The 22,059-nt window shown below is 40.9% G+C and carries 20 protein-coding genes; 19 read left to right on the top strand and 1 reads right to left on the bottom strand.

Features of this window, described 5'->3' with window-relative positions; genetic code table 11:
- Nucleotides 1–3: 3 nt before the first annotated feature.
- The 19 genes from H6B30_RS11755 (at nt 4) to H6B30_RS11665 (ending at nt 20,922) form a co-directional block, all read left to right on the top strand.
- The gene (locus tag H6B30_RS11755) at nt 4–1,536 is read left to right on the top strand and encodes a lipopolysaccharide biosynthesis protein (protein ID WP_205110807.1); all 1,533 of its coding nucleotides are present in this window, start codon (nt 4–6) and stop codon (nt 1,534–1,536) included.
- Nucleotides 1,537–2,599: 1,063 nt separating this feature from the next.
- The gene (locus tag H6B30_RS11750) at nt 2,600–3,595 is read left to right on the top strand and encodes a hypothetical protein (protein WP_239483955.1); all 996 of its coding nucleotides are present in this window, start codon (nt 2,600–2,602) and stop codon (nt 3,593–3,595) included.
- The gene (locus H6B30_RS11745; protein ID WP_205110806.1) at nt 3,583–4,845 is read left to right on the top strand and encodes a hypothetical protein; all 1,263 of its coding nucleotides are present in this window, start codon (nt 3,583–3,585) and stop codon (nt 4,843–4,845) included. Before H6B30_RS11750 ends, H6B30_RS11745 begins: the two co-directional genes overlap by 13 nt.
- Nucleotides 4,839–5,534, top strand: a complete 696-nt coding sequence (locus H6B30_RS11740) for an acyltransferase (RefSeq protein WP_205110804.1) — start codon at nt 4,839–4,841, stop codon at nt 5,532–5,534. Before H6B30_RS11745 ends, H6B30_RS11740 begins: the two co-directional genes overlap by 7 nt.
- A gap of 34 nt (nt 5,535–5,568) precedes the next feature.
- Complete coding sequence (locus H6B30_RS11735; protein ID WP_205110803.1) at nt 5,569–6,240, top strand: acyltransferase; 672 nt, start codon at nt 5,569–5,571, stop codon at nt 6,238–6,240.
- Between the two features lie 465 nt (nt 6,241–6,705).
- Nucleotides 6,706–7,017 (top strand): LbetaH domain-containing protein, encoded by a 312-nt coding sequence (locus tag H6B30_RS16380; protein WP_239483953.1) that lies wholly within the window; start codon nt 6,706–6,708, stop codon nt 7,015–7,017.
- Nucleotides 7,014–7,853 carry a glycosyltransferase family 2 protein gene (locus tag H6B30_RS11725; RefSeq protein WP_205110801.1) on the top strand — a complete coding sequence of 280 codons (840 nt, stop codon included), beginning with the start codon at nt 7,014–7,016 and terminating at the stop codon, nt 7,851–7,853. The genes H6B30_RS16380 and H6B30_RS11725 overlap by 4 nt, the downstream gene beginning before the upstream one ends.
- Nucleotides 7,854–7,876: 23 nt before the next feature.
- Nucleotides 7,877–8,875 (top strand): glycosyltransferase, encoded by a 999-nt coding sequence (locus H6B30_RS11720; RefSeq protein ID WP_205110800.1) that lies wholly within the window; start codon nt 7,877–7,879, stop codon nt 8,873–8,875.
- A gap of 5 nt (nt 8,876–8,880) precedes the next feature.
- Nucleotides 8,881–9,984: a glycosyltransferase family 4 protein gene (locus H6B30_RS11715; RefSeq protein WP_239483951.1), complete on the top strand. Its 1,104-nt coding sequence runs from the start codon at nt 8,881–8,883 to the stop codon at nt 9,982–9,984.
- Nucleotides 9,981–11,207, top strand: a complete 1,227-nt coding sequence (locus tag H6B30_RS11710; RefSeq protein WP_205110798.1) for a glycosyltransferase family 4 protein — start codon at nt 9,981–9,983, stop codon at nt 11,205–11,207. The genes H6B30_RS11715 and H6B30_RS11710 overlap by 4 nt, the downstream gene beginning before the upstream one ends.
- 114 nt (nt 11,208–11,321) lie before the next feature.
- Nucleotides 11,322–11,930: a hypothetical protein gene (locus H6B30_RS11705; RefSeq protein WP_205110797.1), complete on the top strand. Its 609-nt coding sequence runs from the start codon at nt 11,322–11,324 to the stop codon at nt 11,928–11,930.
- On the top strand, nt 11,839–12,780 hold the full coding sequence (locus tag H6B30_RS11700) for a macro domain-containing protein (protein ID WP_205110796.1): 942 nt from the start codon (nt 11,839–11,841) through the stop codon (nt 12,778–12,780). The genes H6B30_RS11705 and H6B30_RS11700 overlap by 92 nt, the downstream gene beginning before the upstream one ends.
- 29 nt (nt 12,781–12,809) lie before the next feature.
- Nucleotides 12,810–13,970: a glycosyltransferase gene (locus H6B30_RS11695; protein ID WP_205110795.1), complete on the top strand. Its 1,161-nt coding sequence runs from the start codon at nt 12,810–12,812 to the stop codon at nt 13,968–13,970.
- A gap of 17 nt (nt 13,971–13,987) precedes the next feature.
- The gene (locus H6B30_RS11690; RefSeq protein WP_205110794.1) at nt 13,988–15,055 is read left to right on the top strand and encodes a radical SAM protein; all 1,068 of its coding nucleotides are present in this window, start codon (nt 13,988–13,990) and stop codon (nt 15,053–15,055) included.
- 16 nt (nt 15,056–15,071) lie between these two features.
- The gene (locus H6B30_RS11685; protein WP_205110793.1) at nt 15,072–16,130 is read left to right on the top strand and encodes an acyltransferase family protein; all 1,059 of its coding nucleotides are present in this window, start codon (nt 15,072–15,074) and stop codon (nt 16,128–16,130) included.
- A gap of 58 nt (nt 16,131–16,188) precedes the next feature.
- On the top strand, nt 16,189–17,277 hold the full coding sequence (locus H6B30_RS11680; RefSeq protein WP_205110792.1) for a glycosyltransferase family 4 protein: 1,089 nt from the start codon (nt 16,189–16,191) through the stop codon (nt 17,275–17,277).
- A gap of 164 nt (nt 17,278–17,441) precedes the next feature.
- Complete coding sequence (gmd, locus tag H6B30_RS11675; RefSeq protein ID WP_205110791.1) at nt 17,442–18,551, top strand: GDP-mannose 4,6-dehydratase; 1,110 nt, start codon at nt 17,442–17,444, stop codon at nt 18,549–18,551.
- Between the two features lie 51 nt (nt 18,552–18,602).
- Nucleotides 18,603–19,547 (top strand): GDP-L-fucose synthase family protein, encoded by a 945-nt coding sequence (locus tag H6B30_RS11670; protein WP_338088989.1) that lies wholly within the window; start codon nt 18,603–18,605, stop codon nt 19,545–19,547.
- A gap of 7 nt (nt 19,548–19,554) precedes the next feature.
- Nucleotides 19,555–20,922: a sugar phosphate nucleotidyltransferase gene (locus H6B30_RS11665; RefSeq protein WP_205110789.1), complete on the top strand. Its 1,368-nt coding sequence runs from the start codon at nt 19,555–19,557 to the stop codon at nt 20,920–20,922.
- A 666-nt stretch (nt 20,923–21,588) separates the two neighbouring features.
- On the opposite strand, the gene H6B30_RS11660 is transcribed toward H6B30_RS11665, so the two are convergent.
- A partial coding sequence (locus H6B30_RS11660) for an IS982 family transposase (protein WP_205110787.1) occupies nt 21,589–22,059 on the bottom strand: 471 nt, incomplete at its 5' end.

Raw genomic sequence — 22,059 nt, 5'->3', positions numbered from 1 at the left:
GTTATGAGTAATTATAACAATAACAACAAACGATTAGCTAAGAATACTCTATATCTATATTTAAGAATGATTTTGACGATGGCTGTAAGCCTATACACGTCAAGAGTCGTTCTAGATGTGTTGGGGGTTTCTGATTATGGCATCTACAATGTAACCGGTGGAATAATTGTACTTCTTACATATGTAAATACGATATTGTCCGGTGGCACATCACGATTTCTCACCATTGCTTTAGGCAAGGGAGATATAATAGAACTTAAGAGGACTTTTGCTACGACTGTTACATTATCCGCCGTATCTGCAGGAATTATTCTTTTGCTAGGTGAAACAGTTGGACTTCGGTTTGTTAACTCATATTTAAATATAGACCCAGTGAGAATGGAGGCGGCCAATTGGGTCTATCAGTTTGCCTTATTCTCGACAATACTCACAATCACACAAACACCATTTTCCGCATCAATAATATCTCATGAGCGTATGAATGTCTATGCTTATATGAGTATATTCGATGCAGTAATGAAACTCCTTATCGTATATCTTCTGTTATTGTTTGATTTTGATAAACTGAAGTTATATGCGATGTTGATGTTTATGGTTAATTTCTTAAATGTTTTAATATACAGATGGTATTGCATAAGAAAGTTTGACGAATGCTCGATGAAATTCGGGTTTGATAAAAACTTGTTCAAGAATATGCTTTCATATTCCAGTTGGAATATGGTTGGTGCATTGTCAACTCTTCTGATAGATCAAGGAATAAATATCTTAATCAATGTATTCTATGGCACAGTAGTAAACGCTGCTCGTGGAGTTGCTATGCAAGTAAATAATATTGTCCGCCAAATGTACAGTAGCTTTCAAACACCTTGCCGACCACAAGTAATGAAATATTATGCTGCAGGTGAAATTAAAGAAATGCAAGCCCTCATATGCAATAATTCAAAATATTGTTCATATCTACTTTTGTGTGTGATTATACCGTTGACAATAAATATTGATGGACTATTGGAAATTTGGTTGGTAGAGGTACCTGAGTATACTGTTGCTTTCGTGCGTTTCATTTTTGCTGTATCCTTTGTAAATGCGATGACTGATCCGGTAGCAATGGGTATACAAGCTACAGGAAACGTAAAAAGATTGAATGTCATAATTGCATCTATTAACGCTCTAGTAGTTGGCGCAGCCTATTTATTATTCTATTTAGGTTTCTCTCCGATATCATGTTATATCCCAGTGCTTATATCTTGCATTATAAACATGGCGATACATTTATATCTTTTGCATAATATCGTGAGCTTTGATGTTCATATATTTATTTCAAAAGTAATCATACCCGTGGCAAAGTTCACAGTTATTTGTTTGATTGCGCCTGTTGTGTTGTATTTAGTAATACCACATAATGCAATTGGCTGTATTTGCAGTACTATTCTTGCTGGATGTTCTGTCGCCCTAATAATATTTGTATTTGCATTACCTAAGCATCTTAAAACCATGATAGTAGAAAAAATTATAAAATTAGCAAAGCATGGCAATTAAATTGGGGGGCATCCAGTTACAAGCTGTACGTGGTTTGGCGATTATGGGGATATTAATCATGCGCACACAGACTTTTTGGTTTGACGAGGGACTAGGAGAATTGGGGAGGTTTGCAGATGACCAAGGAAGTAGTTGCTTAATTGCTTTCTTTATGTTAAGTGGATTTCTTTTTTCTAACAAGATGAGAATAATCCCAGAACTTAATTGGTCAACTAAAATAAGAGTTTGCAGATAGAAATTTCATAAGTTATATTTTCTATACATTATAACGTTTATCATTGTGTTCTTTGGTTGTGGGAGAATACCAAACACTCTTACGATTGGATCTATGCAATCATTAGTTTGCCGTTATGCCTTACCTATACACAAGACTTAATTCCACATGTAAGTATTAATATAAGCTATAATGGTTCAGCATGGTATATTTCGGCACTATTTATAATTTGGATAATTGCATACACTTTTCCCCAAAAGGTAAATTCTATAAATAGCATGTCAATCAAGCAATGTTATTGTGCGGTTATAGTAACATTAACAATACAATTAATTTATAAAATTTGTTAGTAATATTTCCCCGGCACATCTGATACCAATCAATAATCCTAACATATACATGTCTAGGGTTAGTTATTTAAGCCCATTCTATAATTTTGGATTTTTCATAATGGGATGCTTTATCGTTAGATTGGCTTTACTAAACCGGTTCAACGAACAAAAGATCGGGGAACGGTATCTTTTACCTTTCATCTTCATTCTAATGATGACGTATTTGTTGAATAACACTTCCTTCATAGACCATATAAAACCGATATTGGCAGAATTATTTTTATCTCTACTTCTATTATCTATAATGCAGACAAACTCGGTATTAGCTCGTGTTCTTTCAATAAGATCAATCGTGTTGTTTGGTAATATAAGTGCCAGTTATTCTTGATTCATGGTGTGGTTAATTGTATACCACGTTATGTGGAGGACTCTATTTCAAAGCCCCTCTTATTCTTTACATCATGTGTAATCTCTGTTGCATTGAACATTGCTAGTGAAAAATTTTTAATGTTAAATAATGATGAAAGCATATTACAGCGTTTTAATAAGGCTTCGTAACCTGTATCAACGTTTTTCTCGTGGTGATGGGTTCCATGTTCGGCCAGAGGATGTTCCTGTGTCTCCAGAAGAAGCATCAGATTTGATATATGGGCTTCTTATATCTGACAGGCCTTGCATGATAACTCGCTTTGGGAGTACGGAGCTGACTACTATTATAGGCTTCCTAGAAATGTCTAAAGACAAGCATAACATCTTGAAATTCATCAAGGGCGATTGCCCCATATGGTGGAACAAGGATGTGCTATGCCGCAAAATAAGAGATTTTTCGGGTTTTTTCCCCGCAGATGAACACTTGGTGGCAAGGTTCGTAGAAACTGTTTTGGAGGATGTTAAGCAAATTGATGTGCTTGGCTCCTGGCTCAAAATGGAAAACTATATTAAAGACGAATTAGCTCATACACACAAGGTGTTCCTTAAGGATTTGGAGCCTTTTTGGGTGCAATCACCTTGGACACGCGCTCTTGAGGGCAAAAAGGTGCTTGTGGTACATCCTTTTGCATGCCAAATGTTGGAACAATATAATAACAGTAGAGCGAACCTATTTTATAACAAACTAGTACTACCATCTTTTAGACTGGAGGTAATACAAGCTGTCCAGAGTTTGGGTGGAGAAGACAATGGTTTTACAAATTGGTTTGATGCTTTACAATGGATGAAAGATGAGATAGATAAACACGACTATGACGTGTGCCTTATTGGTTGTGGAGCATATGGAATGTGTCTAGCTGCTCATGTTAAAAGGCAGGGGAAGAAAGCGATTCATCTGGCAGGTGCTTTACAACTGCTGTTTGGTATTATCGGTAATAGATGGGAAAATCCTAATTATGGTGTCAAAGAATGGGGAATACCTGTTGGTACATATTCAAAACTAATTAATGAATATTGGATACGGCCAGGAGAGAAAGGTCGTCCCAAAAATGCAAATCAAGTAGAAGGCGCTTGTTACTGGTAGATATGCGTGATATTGTTAAATTAATCCCTTTCCTTATCCTGTTATTGACATGGGAGTCCGTGCAGCAATGGGTGAGTTTTAATTTATTTTTAGGTGGATGGTGGATACACCATTTTCTAAAATTAATGCTTCCTATGTCATTTGTTGTATATTATTTTCATCATAAAACTCTTTGTCAAAAAACGCCAAAAATTTTCAAATGTCTATATGGAATAATCATATTAGGCACTTTGTATGGTGTCTTCATGTCCGAAGGTTATAAAGATTTTCAGGGAATGATAACCAAACTGACTGCTTGGACATTATGTCTTGGATGGTTATATTTTCAAAATCCCTCAAATATATCAAAAGTAACACGCGATTGGTGTAAGTATTCCATTCCCTTATTCTTCATTTTATTAGCATTTATGCAGGGCGAGGCTGTTGGTAGATTCTTAGCGCCATATGCTTTTTTATTGATATTTTTGCCTTATTTAGAAAGGAAATGGCGAATAATTGTTCTCATTGCTGTTGCCCTTGTTTTGTTGTTTGGCGCATTAGGCGCGAGGTCTTCTATACTACGCTTCGCTATATCTATATTTTTTGCGATAATAATATATTTTCAAAAATATATTCCACGGTTTGCAATAAAAATAACTCTTATTACACTTGTTGTTTCACCGATAGTATTTTTGTGGTTGGGTATATCTGGACAGTTTAATATATTCCAAATTCAAGAAGAATTAGGATGGGACGAGGTTTCAGTACAAGATTCTTTTAATAAGGGCGAACAAGAAAATTTGACCGCTGACACTAGAACTTTTCTATATATAGAGGAAATTCAAAGCGCGTTGGATAATAACTATGTGTTATACGGACGTTCTTTTGCGCGCGGTTACGACTCCATTGTAATTAGTGGAATTGATTGGAAATCTGGACGTAATGAGCGATGGAGTTGCGAAGTTAGGATGCTAAACGTATTTAACTATCTTGGAATTATAGGCGTCATAATTGTGAGTTTAGTTTACTTGATTGCTGCCTTTAAAGCTGTATACCAAAGTAGAAGCTTCACAATGCAAATAATAGGTGTATATGTAGCTTTCAGATGGTTGTATGGCTGGATTGAAGATTTTGACCGGTTTGATCTTATTAACTTGTACCTTTGGATACCAATATTCATGTGCTATTCAAATAGATTTATAGAAATGACAGAAAATGATTTCAAAAATTGGGCTCGTAGTATCTTTAAACCAAATACAAGAAGATGTTAGACAGAATATACAATCTCATATCGTCTATATTGTTAAATATACGATATGGCAAAAGTATTTATCATTCAAACGCGTATGTTAAGAAATGTGCATTCGAGGTCCAGTCTGGTGTAAACCATATCAATTTAGGCCATTTTAAAATAGTAAAATCTCTATTTATTGTTAGGGGTAACAACAACAAAATTTCAATAGGCGATACAACACAGGAAATTTTCGGGTTGTCGATTAAGGTTTATGGTAATGACAACGTGGTTGAAATAAAAAACAAAGCGGTAATTTTCGGTTTAAGAATTGTAGTTCGAGGCGAAGACTGTCGTGTTGTTATTGGTGAGCATTTCACTGAAAATATAAATTGTATGATAACTTGCATGGGCAGAGATAACTATATTATAATAGGTGATGATTGCATGCTCTCTGAGAACATAGATATTTGGAATACTGATTCTCATCAGATTACTGACATTGATGGCAAAACAATCAATAATAGCAAACCAATAATAATTGGCAATCACGTTTGGATAGGTAAGAATTGTACCGTGTTGAAAGGTGTGTCTATAGGGGATAATTCAATTATTGGAATGTCTTCTGTTGTAACTAAAAACATTGACGCTAATTCAATATATGTGGGCAATCCTGCGCGGAAGGTAAAAGATGGCGTTTCATGGAATAGAAATTATGTAACTCAATAACGCAGCAAGTAACAAATATTAAAAACAAAATACCATGTTCCTAAAAATACGTATTTTTATATATTCGCTGTATTTCAATATCAGATACTTGCCATTAAGACAAGCTATAAAATTCCCGATAACAATTAATCCCCACGTTAAAATTCGTGCACTTAGCCGAGGGGGTATTGCTATCGACTCATCATCTTTGTCTTTGGGGATGATTTCATTCGGCACTCGAAGAGGTTCGTTTTGTCTAGGCCAGAAGAGAGCATCCATCTATATTGAACCAGATTGCAGGTTAGTATTTAGGGGACATTGTTCTATAGATATGGGCTACGCAATTGCCATCAATAACAAAGGTGAAATTAACATTGGCAACAATGTGCACATCAATGCCAACAGTATCATCAGCGCAAGTTCACTTATTAAAGTCGACGACAATGTGGGTACCGGATGGGATTGTACTTTCATTGATGGTGATGGACATGACATTATCAATATAGAAAGAGGTGAAGTTATAAATACCCCAAGGCATATTGTGATTGGCAAAGGCTGCTGGATAGGTGCTAAATCAACTATTATGAAGGGCGCTCATCTGTGCGATAACACAATAGTACCATATGGCAGCATTATCACCAAGAAGTGTGAAGAGCCGTATTGCATATTCGGAGGTATGCCGAATAGAGTTATCAAGTCAGGAGTGGCTCGAAAGGATAAGCTATAATCATGCTTTACAAGTCTTGCTTTCTACGCAATATGCGTTATATTTGCTCATAGAAGTTGATGCCCATAGCAATGATAAAGCTTATAAAGGCGAGTCACAATACACTGTACTTGAATTTCAAAGCCTTTAGTTTCAAAGACGCGATGAAGTTCCCAATAGTTTGTGGCGCGGATGTTTGTTGTGGCACAATATGCCGCAACAGGATAGAGTTCCAAAAGGGAGTCTCGTTTAAGCGGATAACCATTGGTAGGACCAAGGGATCGTTTCTTCGTGGAAATGGCAACCCAGTAAATTTATGCATCGGGGGTAAATCTAGACTAGTAATTGAAGACACGTTAGATATACCTTGTGGCTCGGTGCTCAACTTGAAAGGACATCTGGAGGTGGGTAAAGGTTTTAAGCCCAATTGTTTTTTTGCTCATTTCTTGTGATAGAAATTACTATAGGAAGAAATTGTAATATTGGATGGACTCAACCATAATTGATGGAGATGATCACGAGTTGCAATCGCTCAATGGATCTAGTGATATATTAAATGAGCCAAAGGCAATTCATATCGGGAATAATTGTTGGCTGGGAGCACAGACATCTATTTTAAAAGGAGTAAACTTGGCTGATGGAACTATACTTCCCTATGGCTCAACAATAATAGAGTCGTACAACAACCCGAATTCGATTTTTGGCGGAAAGCCCAATAAAGTTCTAAAACAAAACGTTGCAAGACGTGATTTTTATCCCAATGTTGGAGGTAACTTAAATTTACAAGATGCACTATGATTAAGAAAGTAGCTATTCTCTTGACATGTTTCAATAGGAAGGATACAACATTAAGATGTCTCAAACAGCTTTTTGCTCAACAAAAGAGTGCTGAAATGGATGTTTTCCTATGCGATGATGGCTCATCAGATGGGACCTATGAAGCAGTGAGTTCTGCGTACCCTAAAGTGCATGTTTTTCGTGGTACAGGTAATCTTTTTTGGAATCGTGGCATGCTAGCCTCTTGGGAAAAGGCTCGTGAAACTAAAGATTATGATGCCTACATTTGGCTAAATGACGATACCTTTTTAAACGATGATGCTTTGAGGGAGCTCATATATTGCTCAGGCTTGTGCAACGACGAGTGCATCATTTGTGGAGCGTTTTGTTCAGAGAATGGCGACTTCAGTTATGGTGGGCGTAGGAATGATGATACAGCCATCATTCCAAATGGTACCATGCAGGACGTGTATTGGCTTAATGGCAATTGTGTGTTGGTGTCCAGAGCCGTCGTGTTGAAAATAGGATTGCTTGATTACATGTTTCAACATCATCTTGGAGACTTCGACTATGGACTCAGAGCAAGGGAAGCTGGGATAAAAGTTCTTACAACTCGGAAGTACCTCGGAGTGTGCACACCAAATACAGTACGCAATAATAGAGCACGAAAAGATGGCCTTACAATTGCCGCTCGTTTCAAACGGTTATATTCCCCTATGGGCGACAATCCCTTTGTTCAGTTTCGATATAAGTTTCGGCATTTTGGAATAAAGGAAGCAATTAAAATATTCGTTGCGCTACATGTCAACAATGTGTTGAGCGATAAGCAATACGCAAAAAAAATAGCAAGTAAGTAAGACTAGAACAAAATCTTAATAGTATGAATAACCCATTAATATCTATAATTCTTCCCACATACAATGTCTACTCCTATTTGGCTCAGTGCCTAGATAGCATCGTCGCCCAAACATATAAGAATATTGAGGTAATCATTGTCATAGATGGGGCCAATGATGGCTCTTATGAGCTGGCAAAGGAATATTGTCAACGAGATAGGCGTTTCAGCGTATATTGGCAAGAAAACGCTGGGTCAGGGCCAGCACGCAATAATGGACTTATTCATGCTAATGGACAATTTGTGATATTCATTGATCCTGATGATTGGGTGAAAGAGGATTTCGTGGAAACGATGGTTCATCTAATTGAAAAAGATGATTATGATTTAGTCACAACAAAAGAAACTGCAGTATATTTCAATGACAAGGGTAAACAAACTTCAATTGTTGAATATCATTCAGAGAATAAAGTTATCAAAGGTCAAGAGGATGTCAGAAAGAGTTATGTTGAATTATTAAGCAAAGGGCTTATAGCTGCACCTCACTGCAAGATATATAAAAATAGTATTATCAAGCAAAACAATATTCGGTTTCCTGATTTACGGCGTTCTCAGGATGTTGTTTTTAACTATCGGTACTATAATTATATTAGTAATGTCTTAGTTTGCGACTACTCGGGATATATGTATAGAGTGCTTAGAAAGGATAGAGCACTTCGCTTACCTAAAGATTATTATTTAACGATAAAAGTACTTTATGCGGATATTTGTAAATTACACCAAAGTTGGAATATTGCTTTTGACAAACTAACAGTTTGTAATGACTTTTATGTATCAATCCAAGCGCATCTAGAATCAAATATTATACGAGGCCAGTCAATAAAAAACATTGTAGAAGATGAGACTATATACGACATTATAAAATCATCAAGGCCCACAAAAATTCATTTTGCATTGACAAGGTGGCTTATATTGCGAAGACATTATCTATGTGCATCGTGGTTAATTTCAGCACTTTATCACATCAAAGCAATAATTCACTAAGAATCATGAAAATTGCCATACTTAACCCCATACTTTTTACAGCAACAGACGGATTAATCCCTACAGTTACTACAATCAAGGACACAATGATTTATGGTATGTGCCTAGCTTTTAAAAAGCTCGGACATGAAGTAACTTTGATTGCCTTGGATGACTACCGTGCTTCTCAGCCAGAGAACTATGACTTTGAAATTGTTTTCTTGAAAGGGATGTGCCAGAGGGTTTTAACCAACGCATTGCCGTTCTCTCCACAGCTCTGGAAATGGCTTAAAATCAACCAGTCGAAATTTGATATGGTCATATCGAGTGAGACTTTCTCTTTCCATTCACTTTTTGCAGCCTTATTGTGCCCAAACAAGACAATAATATGGCAGGAACTCACGGCGCACCAAAACAAACTCCATAAAATTCCCTCAAAAATATGGCACAATATTATTGCTAGATTTCTAATGAAAAACGTGAAATGCGTAGTAGCACGATCAACTAAGGCAAAAAAATTTATCGCCCAATATATGCCTTTAGTTTCAGATAAAATTATTGATCACGGCATAGACATCGATAAATTCAAGTTTTCAGCTTCCAAAGAAAAACAAATCATCAGTTCGTCTCAGCTAATTCACAGGAAGAATGTTGATGGAATAATCCATAAATATGCCAAGTTCCACAAAATACCTGGGTATGAAAACTTCAAACTTATCATTGCAGGGCGTGGTGAACAAGAGAGCCAATTGAAAGATCTCGCTAAGGGCTTGAATTTGGATGGGTTTGTTGAGTTTGTGGGCTTTCTGCCGCAAATAGAACTAAACAGATACATTCGCACATCAATGGCATTTCTAGTCAACACGCGCAAAGACTTAAATATGGTATCCATCCCAGAAGCGATTGTTTCCGGTACTCCAATTCTAACGAATTTACAACCAGCTTCCGCTGATTTTGTTATAAAGTACAAATTAGGGATAGCAAAACAAGAGTGGGATGAAAACGATATTAAAGAAATCGTGGACAATAATACTGAATATGTGAAAAACTGTGTGGAATATAGATATAAATTGTCAAGTGAATATGCAGCACAAGATTTTATAAATATTTACAACAACGAGCAAAGATGATGACCATTGCAATAATTACATACGACATTTCACCATATAGAGGAAGTGAAGCTTCTGTCAGTTGGAATTATGTCTGCAACATGCGGTTTTATCATAAGTTGATAGTGCTATATGGAAGGGGAAAGGAAGAAATAGAGAAATATCTGCAAGCAAACGAGCTAGAGAACGTAACATTTATAAACGTACCTTATGTCGAAATTGATGGCAAAGGGTTTATCACCGACATAAAATATAACTGGAACTACAGGAAATGGCACAAAAAAGTTTATCAAATTGTAACAGCCATCGTTGAGAAACAAGACATAGACATAATCCATTACTTAAACCCCATTGGCTTTAAAGAGCCAGGGTTCTGTTGGCAAATAAAAGATAAGTTATACGTTTGGGGGCCGATGCAAGGAGTTGAAAATCGGCCGCTCTGTTTATGGAAAGCAATGGGAAAAACGGGCATTATAGATGCTATTGCACGACTCGTGCTGCATAATGGGATAATGTTCTTTTCCCCAAGAGTAAGACGAGCCGTCAAACGAGCTGATTGTCTGATGGCAGCAACGCCTAATACGGTAAAACAGATGAAGCGAGTGTTTGGCAAACAGACTGTCTACCTACCCGAGAATGGTATAACACACATGTGCAGGACGGAGCCCATACATAAAAGTAAAAATGAACTTTTACGCATAGTATGGATAGGTTCAGTCTGTCATCGTAAGGCTCTCATATTGCTTATCGACGCATTAAGCAAAGTGAAGACAAAGGCGTGGCGCCTAGACGTCTTGGGCGATGGCCCCTTGCTTGAACGGTTGAGACAAAAAGCAGACCAGTATGGTATAAGCGAAAACATTAAATGGCGAGGCGCGATTCCCAGAACTGAGGTGATGAAAACGATACAATCGGCACATCTCCATGTGATATCATCACTTGGTGAAGGTAACCCTACAACTCTATGGGAAGCAATGTCATGGGCTGTGCCAACTATGACGCTCGATCACTGCGGAATGGCTGGAGTAGTTTGCGAAAAATGCGGCATAAAGATACCGATACATTCGTATAAACAAGTAACCGACGACATAGCTCATAACATAGAAATGTTATCGTCAAACCCTGATAAGGTAACAAACCTTTCAGAGGGAGTGATAGAATGTTCGAAGCAATATCTATGGGAATGTAGAGTAGGGATTTTAAACAACATATATAGCCGAGTGTTGCGTGAGGTTCAAAGATAACTTCTTGCAACCTGCAAAGCAATAGAACTCTGTTCTTATACATGCCTACGTAATTAGTCTTTACAAAGAAGAATGAACAATACAAGACCATATATCAGTCTAAATCACATACTTATGAGCAAAAGAGTTTATATCAGCGCCGATTATGATGAAGATAATGGCGATCGTTTAGTAGTAGAAGAACTTAACAAGTGGGGACAAGACGCACTTCACAAAGTTAACTTCATAGATATGTCAGAGGTTAAATCCGGTACGGTAGCCAATACGCTTGACTGCAGAATTTGTGATTTAAAAGCGGAATTCAACAGACAGATAAATGCTTCATCCGCTGTTGTTTTTATAGTAGGTGATATGACAGCAAAAAGAACAGCCGGAAGTGGGTGCTATAGAATGTCGCACGAACAATCAGGCTGTAAATGTACGCCTTATAAGAAAAACTTCTGTGGAGCTGAGTATTGTAAAGTACCTTTTGTATGCATTCCCGGTGTAGATGAAGATTTTGGTTACATCAACAGTTATTCTTACTTGCGCCATGAATTCGAACAAGCAAAGAAGAAGGAGAAAACCATTATCATCTTGTATAATTCAATTAGGAAAGAGGTCGCGTGGCTTCCTGATTACATGAAAGGCTATGAAGATAATGCTGTGCCATTTTGGATATATAATTCATACGGTCAGAAAGTGGGGAACTACTCTTATGTCAAAAGTGTGCTTGGCTTTTAAGAAAGCTGCTAAGGAAGGTTTAGCAATTGCGCTGGGATTTATATCAGTAATCTATACGATTGTCCCTGATTCTATTTTCAGTCATTTCCATTTTTCACTTTCAGACTTGTTAAATGGTCACTTGTGTTTAGATGCCAACAATTGGGATGTCTTGTTCTCTAGAACAATCGTATTGTTTGGGACTGTGGCTTTGTGTGTATTTTTTTGTTCCGTCCGTTTGTTGCTACGGAAGTCGATTACTATAAAAGGTAATGGTTATACAATTGAGGTGGAATATGGCGATATACTTAAACAAGCGAATTGTAAGCGGGTGATTAATTTTGACGAGTGCTTTACGGCTACAGTGGGTAATAATGTCGGAGATATAAAGGCAACATCGCTATGTGGTCAATATCTCAAGCAAAATTCAATGCTTGATATTGCAAAACTTATAAACGAGTCTAGCATAAAACCTGAAGAACGCAAATCTTGTTATAAGCAAAGGGATAGATATAAATCAGGCACCATCATTCAAAATGGAGATGATTTACTAATGGCTTTTGCTCCCCTCGACAAAGATGGTAGAGGCCGATTTACTTCCTTGAAAGAATATGTTGATTGCCTTTTTACGATGTGGAATGAATTAGATAAATACTACGGTCAGAAAGACGTGTGCTTAACAATACTTGGTTCGGGCATAACTAGAATAGGGGAAGGAACTGATATGATTCTGACGCAACAACAGTTGCTTGATACTATCATTTGGTCGTATATACTGAGTCCACACAAAATAAAGAATCCTTGCAAATTAAAAATAATCTGTAGAAAATTTGATGGTTTCTCATTAAATGCTATAAATGTAAGGGCCTAATGTTTATGTAATAAATATCAAAATTAACTATGCGCATACTACTCTCCAATAAATTCTACTACCGCCGTGGTGGCGACTGCATCTATGTGCTCAACCTAGAGCAGCTGTTGAAGGCTCATAGGCACGAGGTGGCGGTGTTTGCCATGGACTATCCGGAGAACATTGACACTCCGTGGAAGAGATATTTCCCTGGCAATATGAGCAAATTGATGGCTTTCACAAGGCCATTTGGCTCCAAAGAGGTCAAGGACAAGTTTGGTAAGTTGCTTGAAGACTTCAAGCCGGATGTAGTTCATCTGAACAATGTCCACACTCAGCTGTCGCCTGTGATGGCAGAGATTGCACGCAAGAGAGGTATCAAAGTGGTCTGGACGTTACACGACTATAAACTGCTTTGCCCACGCTATGACTGTCTCCGTGGCGGAGAAGATATTTGTGAGCTTTGCTTCGACGGGAATAAATCGCATTGTCAAGCGAACAAATGCATGAAAGGCTCTACATTGGCATCTATTATTGGTCGGAAGGAGGCGGAGATGTGGACAAGGGATAGATTGGAGGCTTGCACTGAGTTATATATCTGTCCAAGTGCTTTTATGGCTGAAAAGATGGCCCAGGGTGGCTTTAATAGGACTAAGCTAAAAGTGCTTTGCAACTTTATTGATGCTGGCAAATGTAAGCGCGATAATTATACAGAGCGCGAGGATTACTATTGCTTCGTTGGGCGACTTTCCCACGAAAAAGGTGTGAAGACGCTAATTGAAGCCGCGAACCAACTGCCATATAAACTAAAAGTTATTGGCGGCGGCCCTTTGGAGGCTGAACTAAAAGGCATTGCAAAAAAGAATGTAGAGTTCATGGGCTACAAACAGTGGGATGAAATTAAATTACTCATAGGCAAGGCACGATTCACAGTGATACCTTCCGAGTGGTACGAGAACAACCCGTTATCTGTGATAGAGGCTCAATGTCTGGGCACTCCGGTTCTGGGTGCTAGAATTGGTGGTATTCCGGAACTGATAGAGGAAGGCAAGACAGGTATGACCTTCGAAAGCCGCAATGAATCTGACTTGAAAGGCAAAATAGAAAATATGTTTGTCTCGCATTTCGATCACCACAGTATCGCTATGTCATCTCAATCTAAATATGACGCCGAGGAATACTACGAGAATATAATCAAGATATACGAATAATTAAAATTAGATACATCATGTTTAGCATCAACATTCCGCGTCCTACCGACGCAAGTATTATTTTGACGTATCGTTGCCCGATGCGCTGCCAGATGTGCAACATATGGAATAATCCTACCAAAAAGAGTGAGGAAATTAAGGCTGAGGATCTGAAGAGCCTTCCCCAACTTAAGTTCATCAATCTCACCGGAGGCGAACCTTTCATCCGTGAAGATCTTGAGGAAATTGTTGAGGAGTGCTACAAGCATTCTCCTCGCATTGTGATTTCCACATCCGGATGGTTTGAGGACAAGGTGGTGGCTCTTGCCAAGAAGTTTCCCAATGTTGGTATCCGTATCTCAATTGAGGGACTCAGCCAGAAGAATGATGAGCTCCGCGGTCACGCCGGCGGCTTTGACAAGGGGCTCCGCACTCTGCTTACATTAAAGCAGATGGGCCTCAAGGACATCGGCTTCGGCTGCACTGTGTCCAATCACAACTCCAAGGACATGCTGTCTCTGTATCAGTTGTCCCTGTCACTGGGAATGGAGTTCGCCACCGCTGCATTCCATAATTCATACTACTTCCACAAGAGTGACAATGTAATCACCAACAAGGGCGAGGTTACCAATAACTTCAAGCAGCTCATTGAATGGCAGCTCAAAGAGAACCATCCTAAGAGCTGGTTCAGGGCCTGGTTTAATATGGGTCTCATCAACTACATTGATGGAGGAAAAAGAATGCTTCCTTGCGAGGCGGGTACCGTAAACTTCTTCATCGATCCATGGGGTGAGGTAATGCCTTGCAACGGTCTGGAGGAGAAATACTGGAAGGAGAGCATGGGTAATATCCACGACAAACCATTCATGGAGATATGGGAGAGCGAACAGGCGCAGAAAGTGCGTGACATGGTTCGCAAGTGCCCCAAGAATTGCTGGATGGTGGGCACTGCAAGCCCAGTGATGCACAAGTACGTAAAGTACCCAGCAAAATGGGCACTGCAAAACAAGTTGCGTTCCATGCAGGGAAAACCAGCTTGCATAGAACCGAAATGGTGTGACGTCGGTCAAGACCCACAACAAGGCGATTTGAGAGAGATGTTCTAATAGATAAAATAGAGGCATGTGTGACAAAGTGTTACCCCCCTCGAAAGCAAAAGAAACATTAAAACAGGAGAGGTACGATTCTCTAGATGGATTGAGGGCTTACGCTGCGATAGGTATTGTGCTGATGCATGTATTGGCAAACATTGCGACAAAACCCACGGCCAATTACCTCACAACAAAGCTGATCCCGTTCTTTACCGACTTCACCCTTTTGTTTATGGTTGTGAGCGGTTTTTCTCTCTGTTGCGGGTACTACGAAAGAATAAAGACCGGAGCGATAACACCTAATGCCTTCTATAAGAAGCGCTATCTGAGGATTCTGCCTTTCTTCGCACTGCTATGTTTGTTGGATTTAGCACTCTCGCCTTCCTTGGGCTCACTATGTGAGGTATTTGCCAATCTCACATTGTGCTTCGGTCTGTTGCCATCAACGGCGGATATCACAGTGATTGGCGTGGGATGGTTTCTTGGAGTCGTTTTCTTTTTCTACTTGCTTTTCCCATTTTTTGTCTTCCTTATGGACAACCGCATAAGGGCTTGGATTTCATTCGGACTTGCGATTGTTTTCGTACTAGTCGCGCTGACACATTTCGAACCTATCAACAGGAAGAATATGATTTTCTGCGCCCCGCTGTTTATGGCAGGCGGCCTGGCTTATATCTACCGCGGGAATATCTTTGATTGGGCGCGCAAGAATGCAATAGTTTCAGCCATAGTCACGATTGTGCTGACTGTAGCCTACTTGGCATTCCGTCATCTAATCCCAGGTGGATTCATCCATTATGTGGCAGAACTGACCCTCTTCTCACTTTGGTTGCTCTATGCCATAGGATCAAAGGATGTAGTGTTCAACAATATAGTAGTAAAATATTTGAGTGGCATTAGTATGGAGATATACCTATGCCATATGGTGATGTATAGAGTGGTGGAAAGAGTGCATATAGAAAATGTCATAACTAATATAAACCTGCTGTATGTAACGACAAGTTTGCTGACCATACTCGGAGCCATTTGCTTTGCGCATATAGTGAAATACTATGTTGTGGAAAAGATTATGGCAAGGATTGGATTGTGAAATGGGGCGTAAACTCTGATGGGCCATTAATCATACGATAGACATTAATACCACTTTTATGAAGATAGTTGTTACAGGCACTCGCGGCATCCCAAATGTGATGGGAGGAGTGGAGAGCCATTGCGAGGAACTTTTCCAAAGGCTTGTCAAACGAGGATTTGATGTTACGGTAATTCGCCGCTCCACATACGTTAACGATGGGTTAAAGGAGTGGAATGGGGTGAAGCTCGTGGATGTGGACACCCCTAAGAAGAAATCATTTGAAGCCATAATACACACGTTCCGTGCCATCAACAAGGCAAAGAAGTTAGGAGCAGACATACTCCACATTCATGCCATTGGGCCTGCACTACTTGTGCCGTATGCCAAGATGCTAGGCATGAAGGTGGTGTTTACCAACCATGGGCCTGATTACAATCGTGAAAAATGGGGCTTTGCAGCGAAGACTATGCTAAAGCTTGGCGAAAGGCTGGGCTGCATATTTGCTGACGATGTTATTGTGATATCAGATGTGATACGTAATCTTATCAAACGCAAGTATGGGCGGACAAAGCGAGTGCACCTTATTTATAATGGCGTATCTAATCCATATATATGTGACTATCCAGAATACTTTAGGGAACTGGGCATAGAGAAAGGTAAGTACATCCTTGGTATGTGTCGTTTCGTTCCGGAGAAGAACCTACACCATTTGGTGGAAGCTTTTTCCAAGGTAAAGCAAGAAGGAATCAAGCTGGTGCTTGCAGGTGATGCAGATTTTGAAGATAATTATTCTCTTGGTCTGAAAGACTTGGCAAAGAAGAATGGTGCAGTGCTTACAGGATTCATTAAAGGCCGCAAGTTACATTCATTGCTCACCAACTGTCGATGCTATTGCTTGCCATCATCACACGAAGGGCTGCCCATTGCCTTGCTAGAGGCCATGAGCTATGGTGCACCAGTTGTTGTCAGCGATATTCCAGCCAACCTTGAAGTTGGTTTACCAAAGGAGGCCTATTTCACTTGTGGGGATGTAGGCGCTCTTGCTGCTAAGCTAAAATCCATCATCGAGACTCCTGTCGAGCACGTGACTTATGATATGAGTAAGTTCGATTGGGAGAAAATTGCTGACAAAGTGGCGGAAGTCTATAACGGATTATGTGAATAATTTATACAACAATAATTATGAGTAATCTTATGGAGTAGATAAAGTCTTGGTTTTGCATTCTTTTGGAAAAACTCCCTTAGATGAAGCTTGTAGACGCGAAGTCGAAGGTGTTGAATCTCAGTATCCCAACACGAAATAATGAAAATAGTATATTAATAAGAGTTATGAGAAAAGTAGCATTGATTACTGGTGTTACCGGTCAGGACGGTTCTTACCTGTCTGAATTTTTGATGTCAAAAGGTTATGATGTGCATGGAATTATCCGTCGCTCGTCGGTGGACTACAGGGAAAGGATTGCCCATTTGGAAGGCCAGCCCAACTTCCACCTCCATTTTGCCGACTTGGGTGACTCTATGTCGATTGTTAAGGTGGTGGACAAGGTGAAACCTACCGAAATCTATAACCTTGCCGCACAGAGCCATGTACAGGTGAGCTTTGACTCGCCTGAGTTCACAGCTGATGTGGACGCCACGGGCGTGCTCCGCGTGCTGGAGGCCGTGCGTGCCTGCCATCTGGAGGACACCTGCCGCATTTATCAGGCTTCCACATCAGAGCTTTATGGCAAGGTGGAGGAAGTTCCTCAGAACGAGAATACGCCGTTCCACCCTTATAGTCCTTATGCCGTGGCCAAGCTTTATGGTTACTGGATTGTTAAAGAGTATCGTGAGGCTTACAATATGTTCTGCTGCTCGGGCATTCTTTTCAACCATGAGAGTGAGCGTCGGGGCGAGACTTTCGTTACGCGAAAGATTACACTTGCTGCAGCACGCATTGCACAGGGGAAGCAGGAGAAGCTCTATCTTGGCAACCTTTCGTCGCTTCGCGACTGGGGCTATGCCAAGGATTATGTGGAGTGCATGTGGCTAATTCTGCAGCATGAGAATCCTGAAGATTTCGTGATTGCCACAGGAGTTCAGCACAGTGTACGTGAGTTCTGTCAACTGGCATTCCGTTATGCAGGCATTGAACTGGAGTTTGAGGGCGAGGGCGAAAACGAGAAGGGCATCTGTGTGTCCGGTCCCGAGAACCTTGTTGGCAAAACACTTGTTGAGGTATCGAAGGACTTCTATCGCCCGACTGACGTTGTGAACCTCTGGGGGGATCCCACCAAGGCGAAGGCAAAACTCGGTTGGAATCCACAGAAGACATCTTTCGAGGAACTTGTGCGCATCATGGTGGATTATGACATGCACAAGGTGGCTGCAGAGGATGCGAGCGAGAAGGTGCGCAAGATGAACCTTGCCGAATATCTTGAGAAGGGTATTGTAAAATAACAAATCTTTGTTCCGTCGGATTTGCAGTCCGGCGGAACTTAGCATTAATGCATTATGGAAAAGAACGCAAAGATATATGTTGCCGGCCACCGTGGAATGGTTGGCTCGGCCATTGTGCGTGAGCTGAAGCGTCAGGGATATACAAACATAATCACTCGCACGCACAAGGAACTTGACCTGACAAGGCAGGAGGCCGTGGAGGCTTTCTTCGCTGATGAGAAGCCAGAGTATGTGTTTCTCGCCGCTGCCAAGGTGGGCGGCATCGTTGCCAATGAGTCTGCACTGGCGGATTTCATGTATGATAACATGATATTGGAGATGAACGTCATCCACGCGGCTTGGAAAAACGGTTGCAAGAAGTTGGAGTTTCTTGGTTCGTCGTGCATTTATCCTCGAATGGCGCCTCAGCCTATGAAGGAGAGTTGCCTGCTCACTGGTGAACTGGAGAAGACCAACGAAGCTTATGCTTTGGCGAAGATTAGCGGACTTAAGTATTGCGAGTTTCTGAACCGTCAGTACGGTACCGATTACATCAGCGTGATGCCTACCAACCTCTATGGCCCGAACGACAATTACCACCCAGAGCACAGCCACGTGTTGCCTGCACTTATCCGCCGATTCCACGAGGCAAAGGAGGCTGGCGCAAAGAGCGTTACCTGCTGGGGCGACGGTTCGCCGTTGCGTGAGTTTCTGTATGTAGACGACCTTGCGAATCTCTGTGTGTTCCTGATGAACAACTACAGCGGAAACGAGACTGTCAATGCCGGTACGGGCAAGGAGCTCACTATCAAGGCTCTGACGGAACTGGTGGCAAAGGTTGTTGGCTACGATGGTGAAATCCGTTGGGACACTACGCGGCCAAACGGTACGCCACGCAAACTTCTCGACGTATCAAAGGCCACAGCCTTGGGCTGGACATATAAGACGGAGCTCGAAGACGGCATCCGCCTTGCATATCATGACTTCCTAACTAATCCTATGAGGGCAGAAAGGTAATATAAATATGCAACTTGTTCTTTTATCCGGCGGCTCAGGCAAACGCCTGTGGCCGCTTTCAAACGATTCTTATTCAAAGCAGTTTCTGCGTCTCCTGCCTGCACCAGACGGTGGCGAAGAGTCGATGGTTCAGCGGGTAGTGCGCCAGATAAAATCGTCTGCGCTTGGGGCAGACATAACGATAGCTACCGGCGAGTCTCAACGTGATGCCATTAGCTGCCAGCTTGGTGATACCGTGGGTGTTGTGACAGAACCCGAACGCCGCGACACTTTCCCTGCAATTGCTTTGGCATGCCTTTATCTTTCCAAGCAAAAAGGTTGTGCTGCCGACGAACCGGTGGTCGTTATGCCAAGTGACCCATATATTGACGATAGCTATTTCGATGCAATAGGCCGGATGGTTGAGGCTGTGAAGGGGTATGTTGCCAATCTGGTGCTCATGGGAATCCGTCCTGATTATCCTTCCACTAAATTTGGTTATATTGTACCAGAGGCGGCTTCCGGCAGCAATGTAGCCGACGCGATGAGGGTGAAGCGTTTCACGGAGAAGCCTACAGCGGAGAAAGCCGTTGAACTTATATCTCTGGGAGCCTTGTGGAATGGGGGTGTATTTGCTTTCCGACTTGGTTACCTTCTTGAAATTATTTCCAAATATGTGGACTGTGGCCATAGCTTTGATGATTTGCGTTCGTGCTATTCTTGTTTTCCGAAGATTAGTTTCGATTATGAGGTGGCTGAAAAGGCAGACTCTGTTGCTGTTGTGCCATTTGCCGGGGTATGGAAGGATCTTGGCACATGGAATGCATTAAGCGAGGTTCTTGGCAGTAGCACTATCGGTAAATCTACACTCGACTCGGCTTCTGTAAATACTCATGTGGTAAACAGACTCGGTATACCGTGTCTTTGTATTGGGGTCAAGAACTTGGTTGTTGCTGCCAGTCCTGACGGAATTCTCGTTGCAGACAAGGACTGCTGTGAGTCAATCAAGCCTTATGTTGAGCGCCTGTGTGCACGCCCGATGTTTGAGGAGCGCCGCTGGGGAACATATAAGGTGCTTGAACACCATAATGGTGGAGAATCAAACTCCGATACGCTTGTTAAGCACATTTTCCTCAATGCGGGTAAAAACATTAGCTATCAAGCCCATAACCATCGCTCAGAAGTTTGGACATTTATTGAAGGCGAGGGCGAACTGATGCTTGATGGTGAGGTAACAACGGTTCGTAGGGGTGATGTTGTCAATATTGCAGTCGGGCAAAAGCACGCCGTACGGGCGGTGACAGATCTTCGTTTTGTTGAAGTGCAACTAGGCTCTCCTCTTATTGAAGAGGATATTGTGAGATATGAGATGTCTTGGCCTGTTAATCATGGTTGATACTCTCAATCTGTGAGATAAACTCCGAATCAATCATGCAGTCCAGAACACGTCTATTATATCGTTGGCCAGACAGGTTGTTTGCTGTGCCGATGGCTTTGTTGGGCTACGTCGCGACATTTGTGTAAGCGTGTTTCCGCTGTGAATGGGCCTTGTATTAATGTGTTAATAACCATACGGCTGTAATGAGCAGTATTGGGCTTATTGTGACAATTCTACGTGGCAAAGGCAAAATGAAGAGGTTGTTCATGGTGTGTGAGACTATGCAGTATATTGGCATTGTCGTTTTGTCGTGTTTTTCTGCTTTGTTACTATTGGGTAGTGGAAAGAGAATGAGCTAGTCTGCAATGATAAATTCGTTTAATGCTTTTGTAGACACTATTTGAAATAATGTTATCTGTATTCACTGTAATAGCTGAGGTTATTTAGGGTAATACTGCAACAGTATGAGGTAATGGGTTTCCGATGTATTCAGTAAATGAATATAACGTTAATCCTCACAGCCTGGTGGCTTATTATTAAGCCACCAGGCTGTTTTTCTATACTATTGTTTGAGACATCCGAAAAGCACAGGGTAATTTTTGTTGATGTTATATCCGGCTCGCCCATATCCAAATAATCCCCAGAAAAAATACTATATTGTAAAATAACGTGAATTCGACGAATTCAAAACAAAGCAAGCTGTGTGTCAAATGTACGTTGTACATTGATACACGGCTTTTTTGGAAACATGCAGTACGCCGCAATCGCCCCCAGTATGTTTACGATGAAATTGTCAAAGCTTCTGTGTCTGGAATGCTCCACTTGCGCAATGTTTTTCAATTCGTCGTTTACCGTCTCTATAATAGCCCGTTTCCTAAGCAGCAATTTGTCCGACACACTCATCAAAGCCCCCTTCATGTTACTTTTGAGTTTTGTAATAAGCTGTATACCGTCAACAAACATGCGTCGGAAGAGGTTCTTGCCGATATAGCCCTTGTCTGCAACCAACTTTCCGTAGATGAATTCGACAAACGCCTTATACTCCAACGGTTTCCTGTCATCGACATCACCCGGAGTTATCATGAAGTTCAGCAGCTCGCCTTTCTCGTTACATATCAAATGCAGTTTGAAACCGAAAAACCATCCCATGGAACA

Source organism: Marseilla massiliensis, assembly GCF_016899955.1.
Taxonomy (GTDB): Bacteria; Bacteroidota; Bacteroidia; order Bacteroidales; family Bacteroidaceae; genus Prevotella; species Prevotella intestinigallinarum.
This window is presented reverse-complemented; position numbering and strand designations above follow the sequence as displayed.

Bases quoted from the DNA above. Each gene is read 5' to 3' on its own strand.
- H6B30_RS11755 (WP_205110807.1), top strand. From the start codon at position 4: ATGAGTAATTATAACAATAACAACAAACGATTAGCTAAGAATACTCTA.
- H6B30_RS11750 (WP_239483955.1), top strand. From the start codon at position 2,600: ATGATGAAAGCATATTACAGCGTTTTAATAAGGCTTCGTAACCTGTAT.
- H6B30_RS11740 (WP_205110804.1), top strand. From the start codon at position 4,839: ATGTTAGACAGAATATACAATCTCATATCGTCTATATTGTTAAATATA.
- H6B30_RS11735 (WP_205110803.1), top strand. From the start codon at position 5,569: ATGTTCCTAAAAATACGTATTTTTATATATTCGCTGTATTTCAATATC.
- H6B30_RS16380 (WP_239483953.1), top strand. From the start codon at position 6,706: ATGGACTCAACCATAATTGATGGAGATGATCACGAGTTGCAATCGCTC.
- H6B30_RS11725 (WP_205110801.1), top strand. From the start codon at position 7,014: ATGATTAAGAAAGTAGCTATTCTCTTGACATGTTTCAATAGGAAGGAT.
- H6B30_RS11720 (WP_205110800.1), top strand. From the start codon at position 7,877: ATGAATAACCCATTAATATCTATAATTCTTCCCACATACAATGTCTAC.
- H6B30_RS11715 (WP_239483951.1), top strand. From the start codon at position 8,881: ATGAAAATTGCCATACTTAACCCCATACTTTTTACAGCAACAGACGGA.
- H6B30_RS11710 (WP_205110798.1), top strand. From the start codon at position 9,981: ATGATGACCATTGCAATAATTACATACGACATTTCACCATATAGAGGA.
- H6B30_RS11705 (WP_205110797.1), top strand. From the start codon at position 11,322: ATGAGCAAAAGAGTTTATATCAGCGCCGATTATGATGAAGATAATGGC.
- H6B30_RS11700 (WP_205110796.1), top strand. From the start codon at position 11,839: ATGAAGATAATGCTGTGCCATTTTGGATATATAATTCATACGGTCAGA.
- H6B30_RS11695 (WP_205110795.1), top strand. From the start codon at position 12,810: ATGCGCATACTACTCTCCAATAAATTCTACTACCGCCGTGGTGGCGAC.
- H6B30_RS11690 (WP_205110794.1), top strand. From the start codon at position 13,988: ATGTTTAGCATCAACATTCCGCGTCCTACCGACGCAAGTATTATTTTG.
- H6B30_RS11685 (WP_205110793.1), top strand. From the start codon at position 15,072: ATGTGTGACAAAGTGTTACCCCCCTCGAAAGCAAAAGAAACATTAAAA.
- H6B30_RS11680 (WP_205110792.1), top strand. From the start codon at position 16,189: ATGAAGATAGTTGTTACAGGCACTCGCGGCATCCCAAATGTGATGGGA.
- gmd (WP_205110791.1), top strand. From the start codon at position 17,442: ATGAGAAAAGTAGCATTGATTACTGGTGTTACCGGTCAGGACGGTTCT.
- H6B30_RS11665 (WP_205110789.1), top strand. From the start codon at position 19,555: ATGCAACTTGTTCTTTTATCCGGCGGCTCAGGCAAACGCCTGTGGCCG.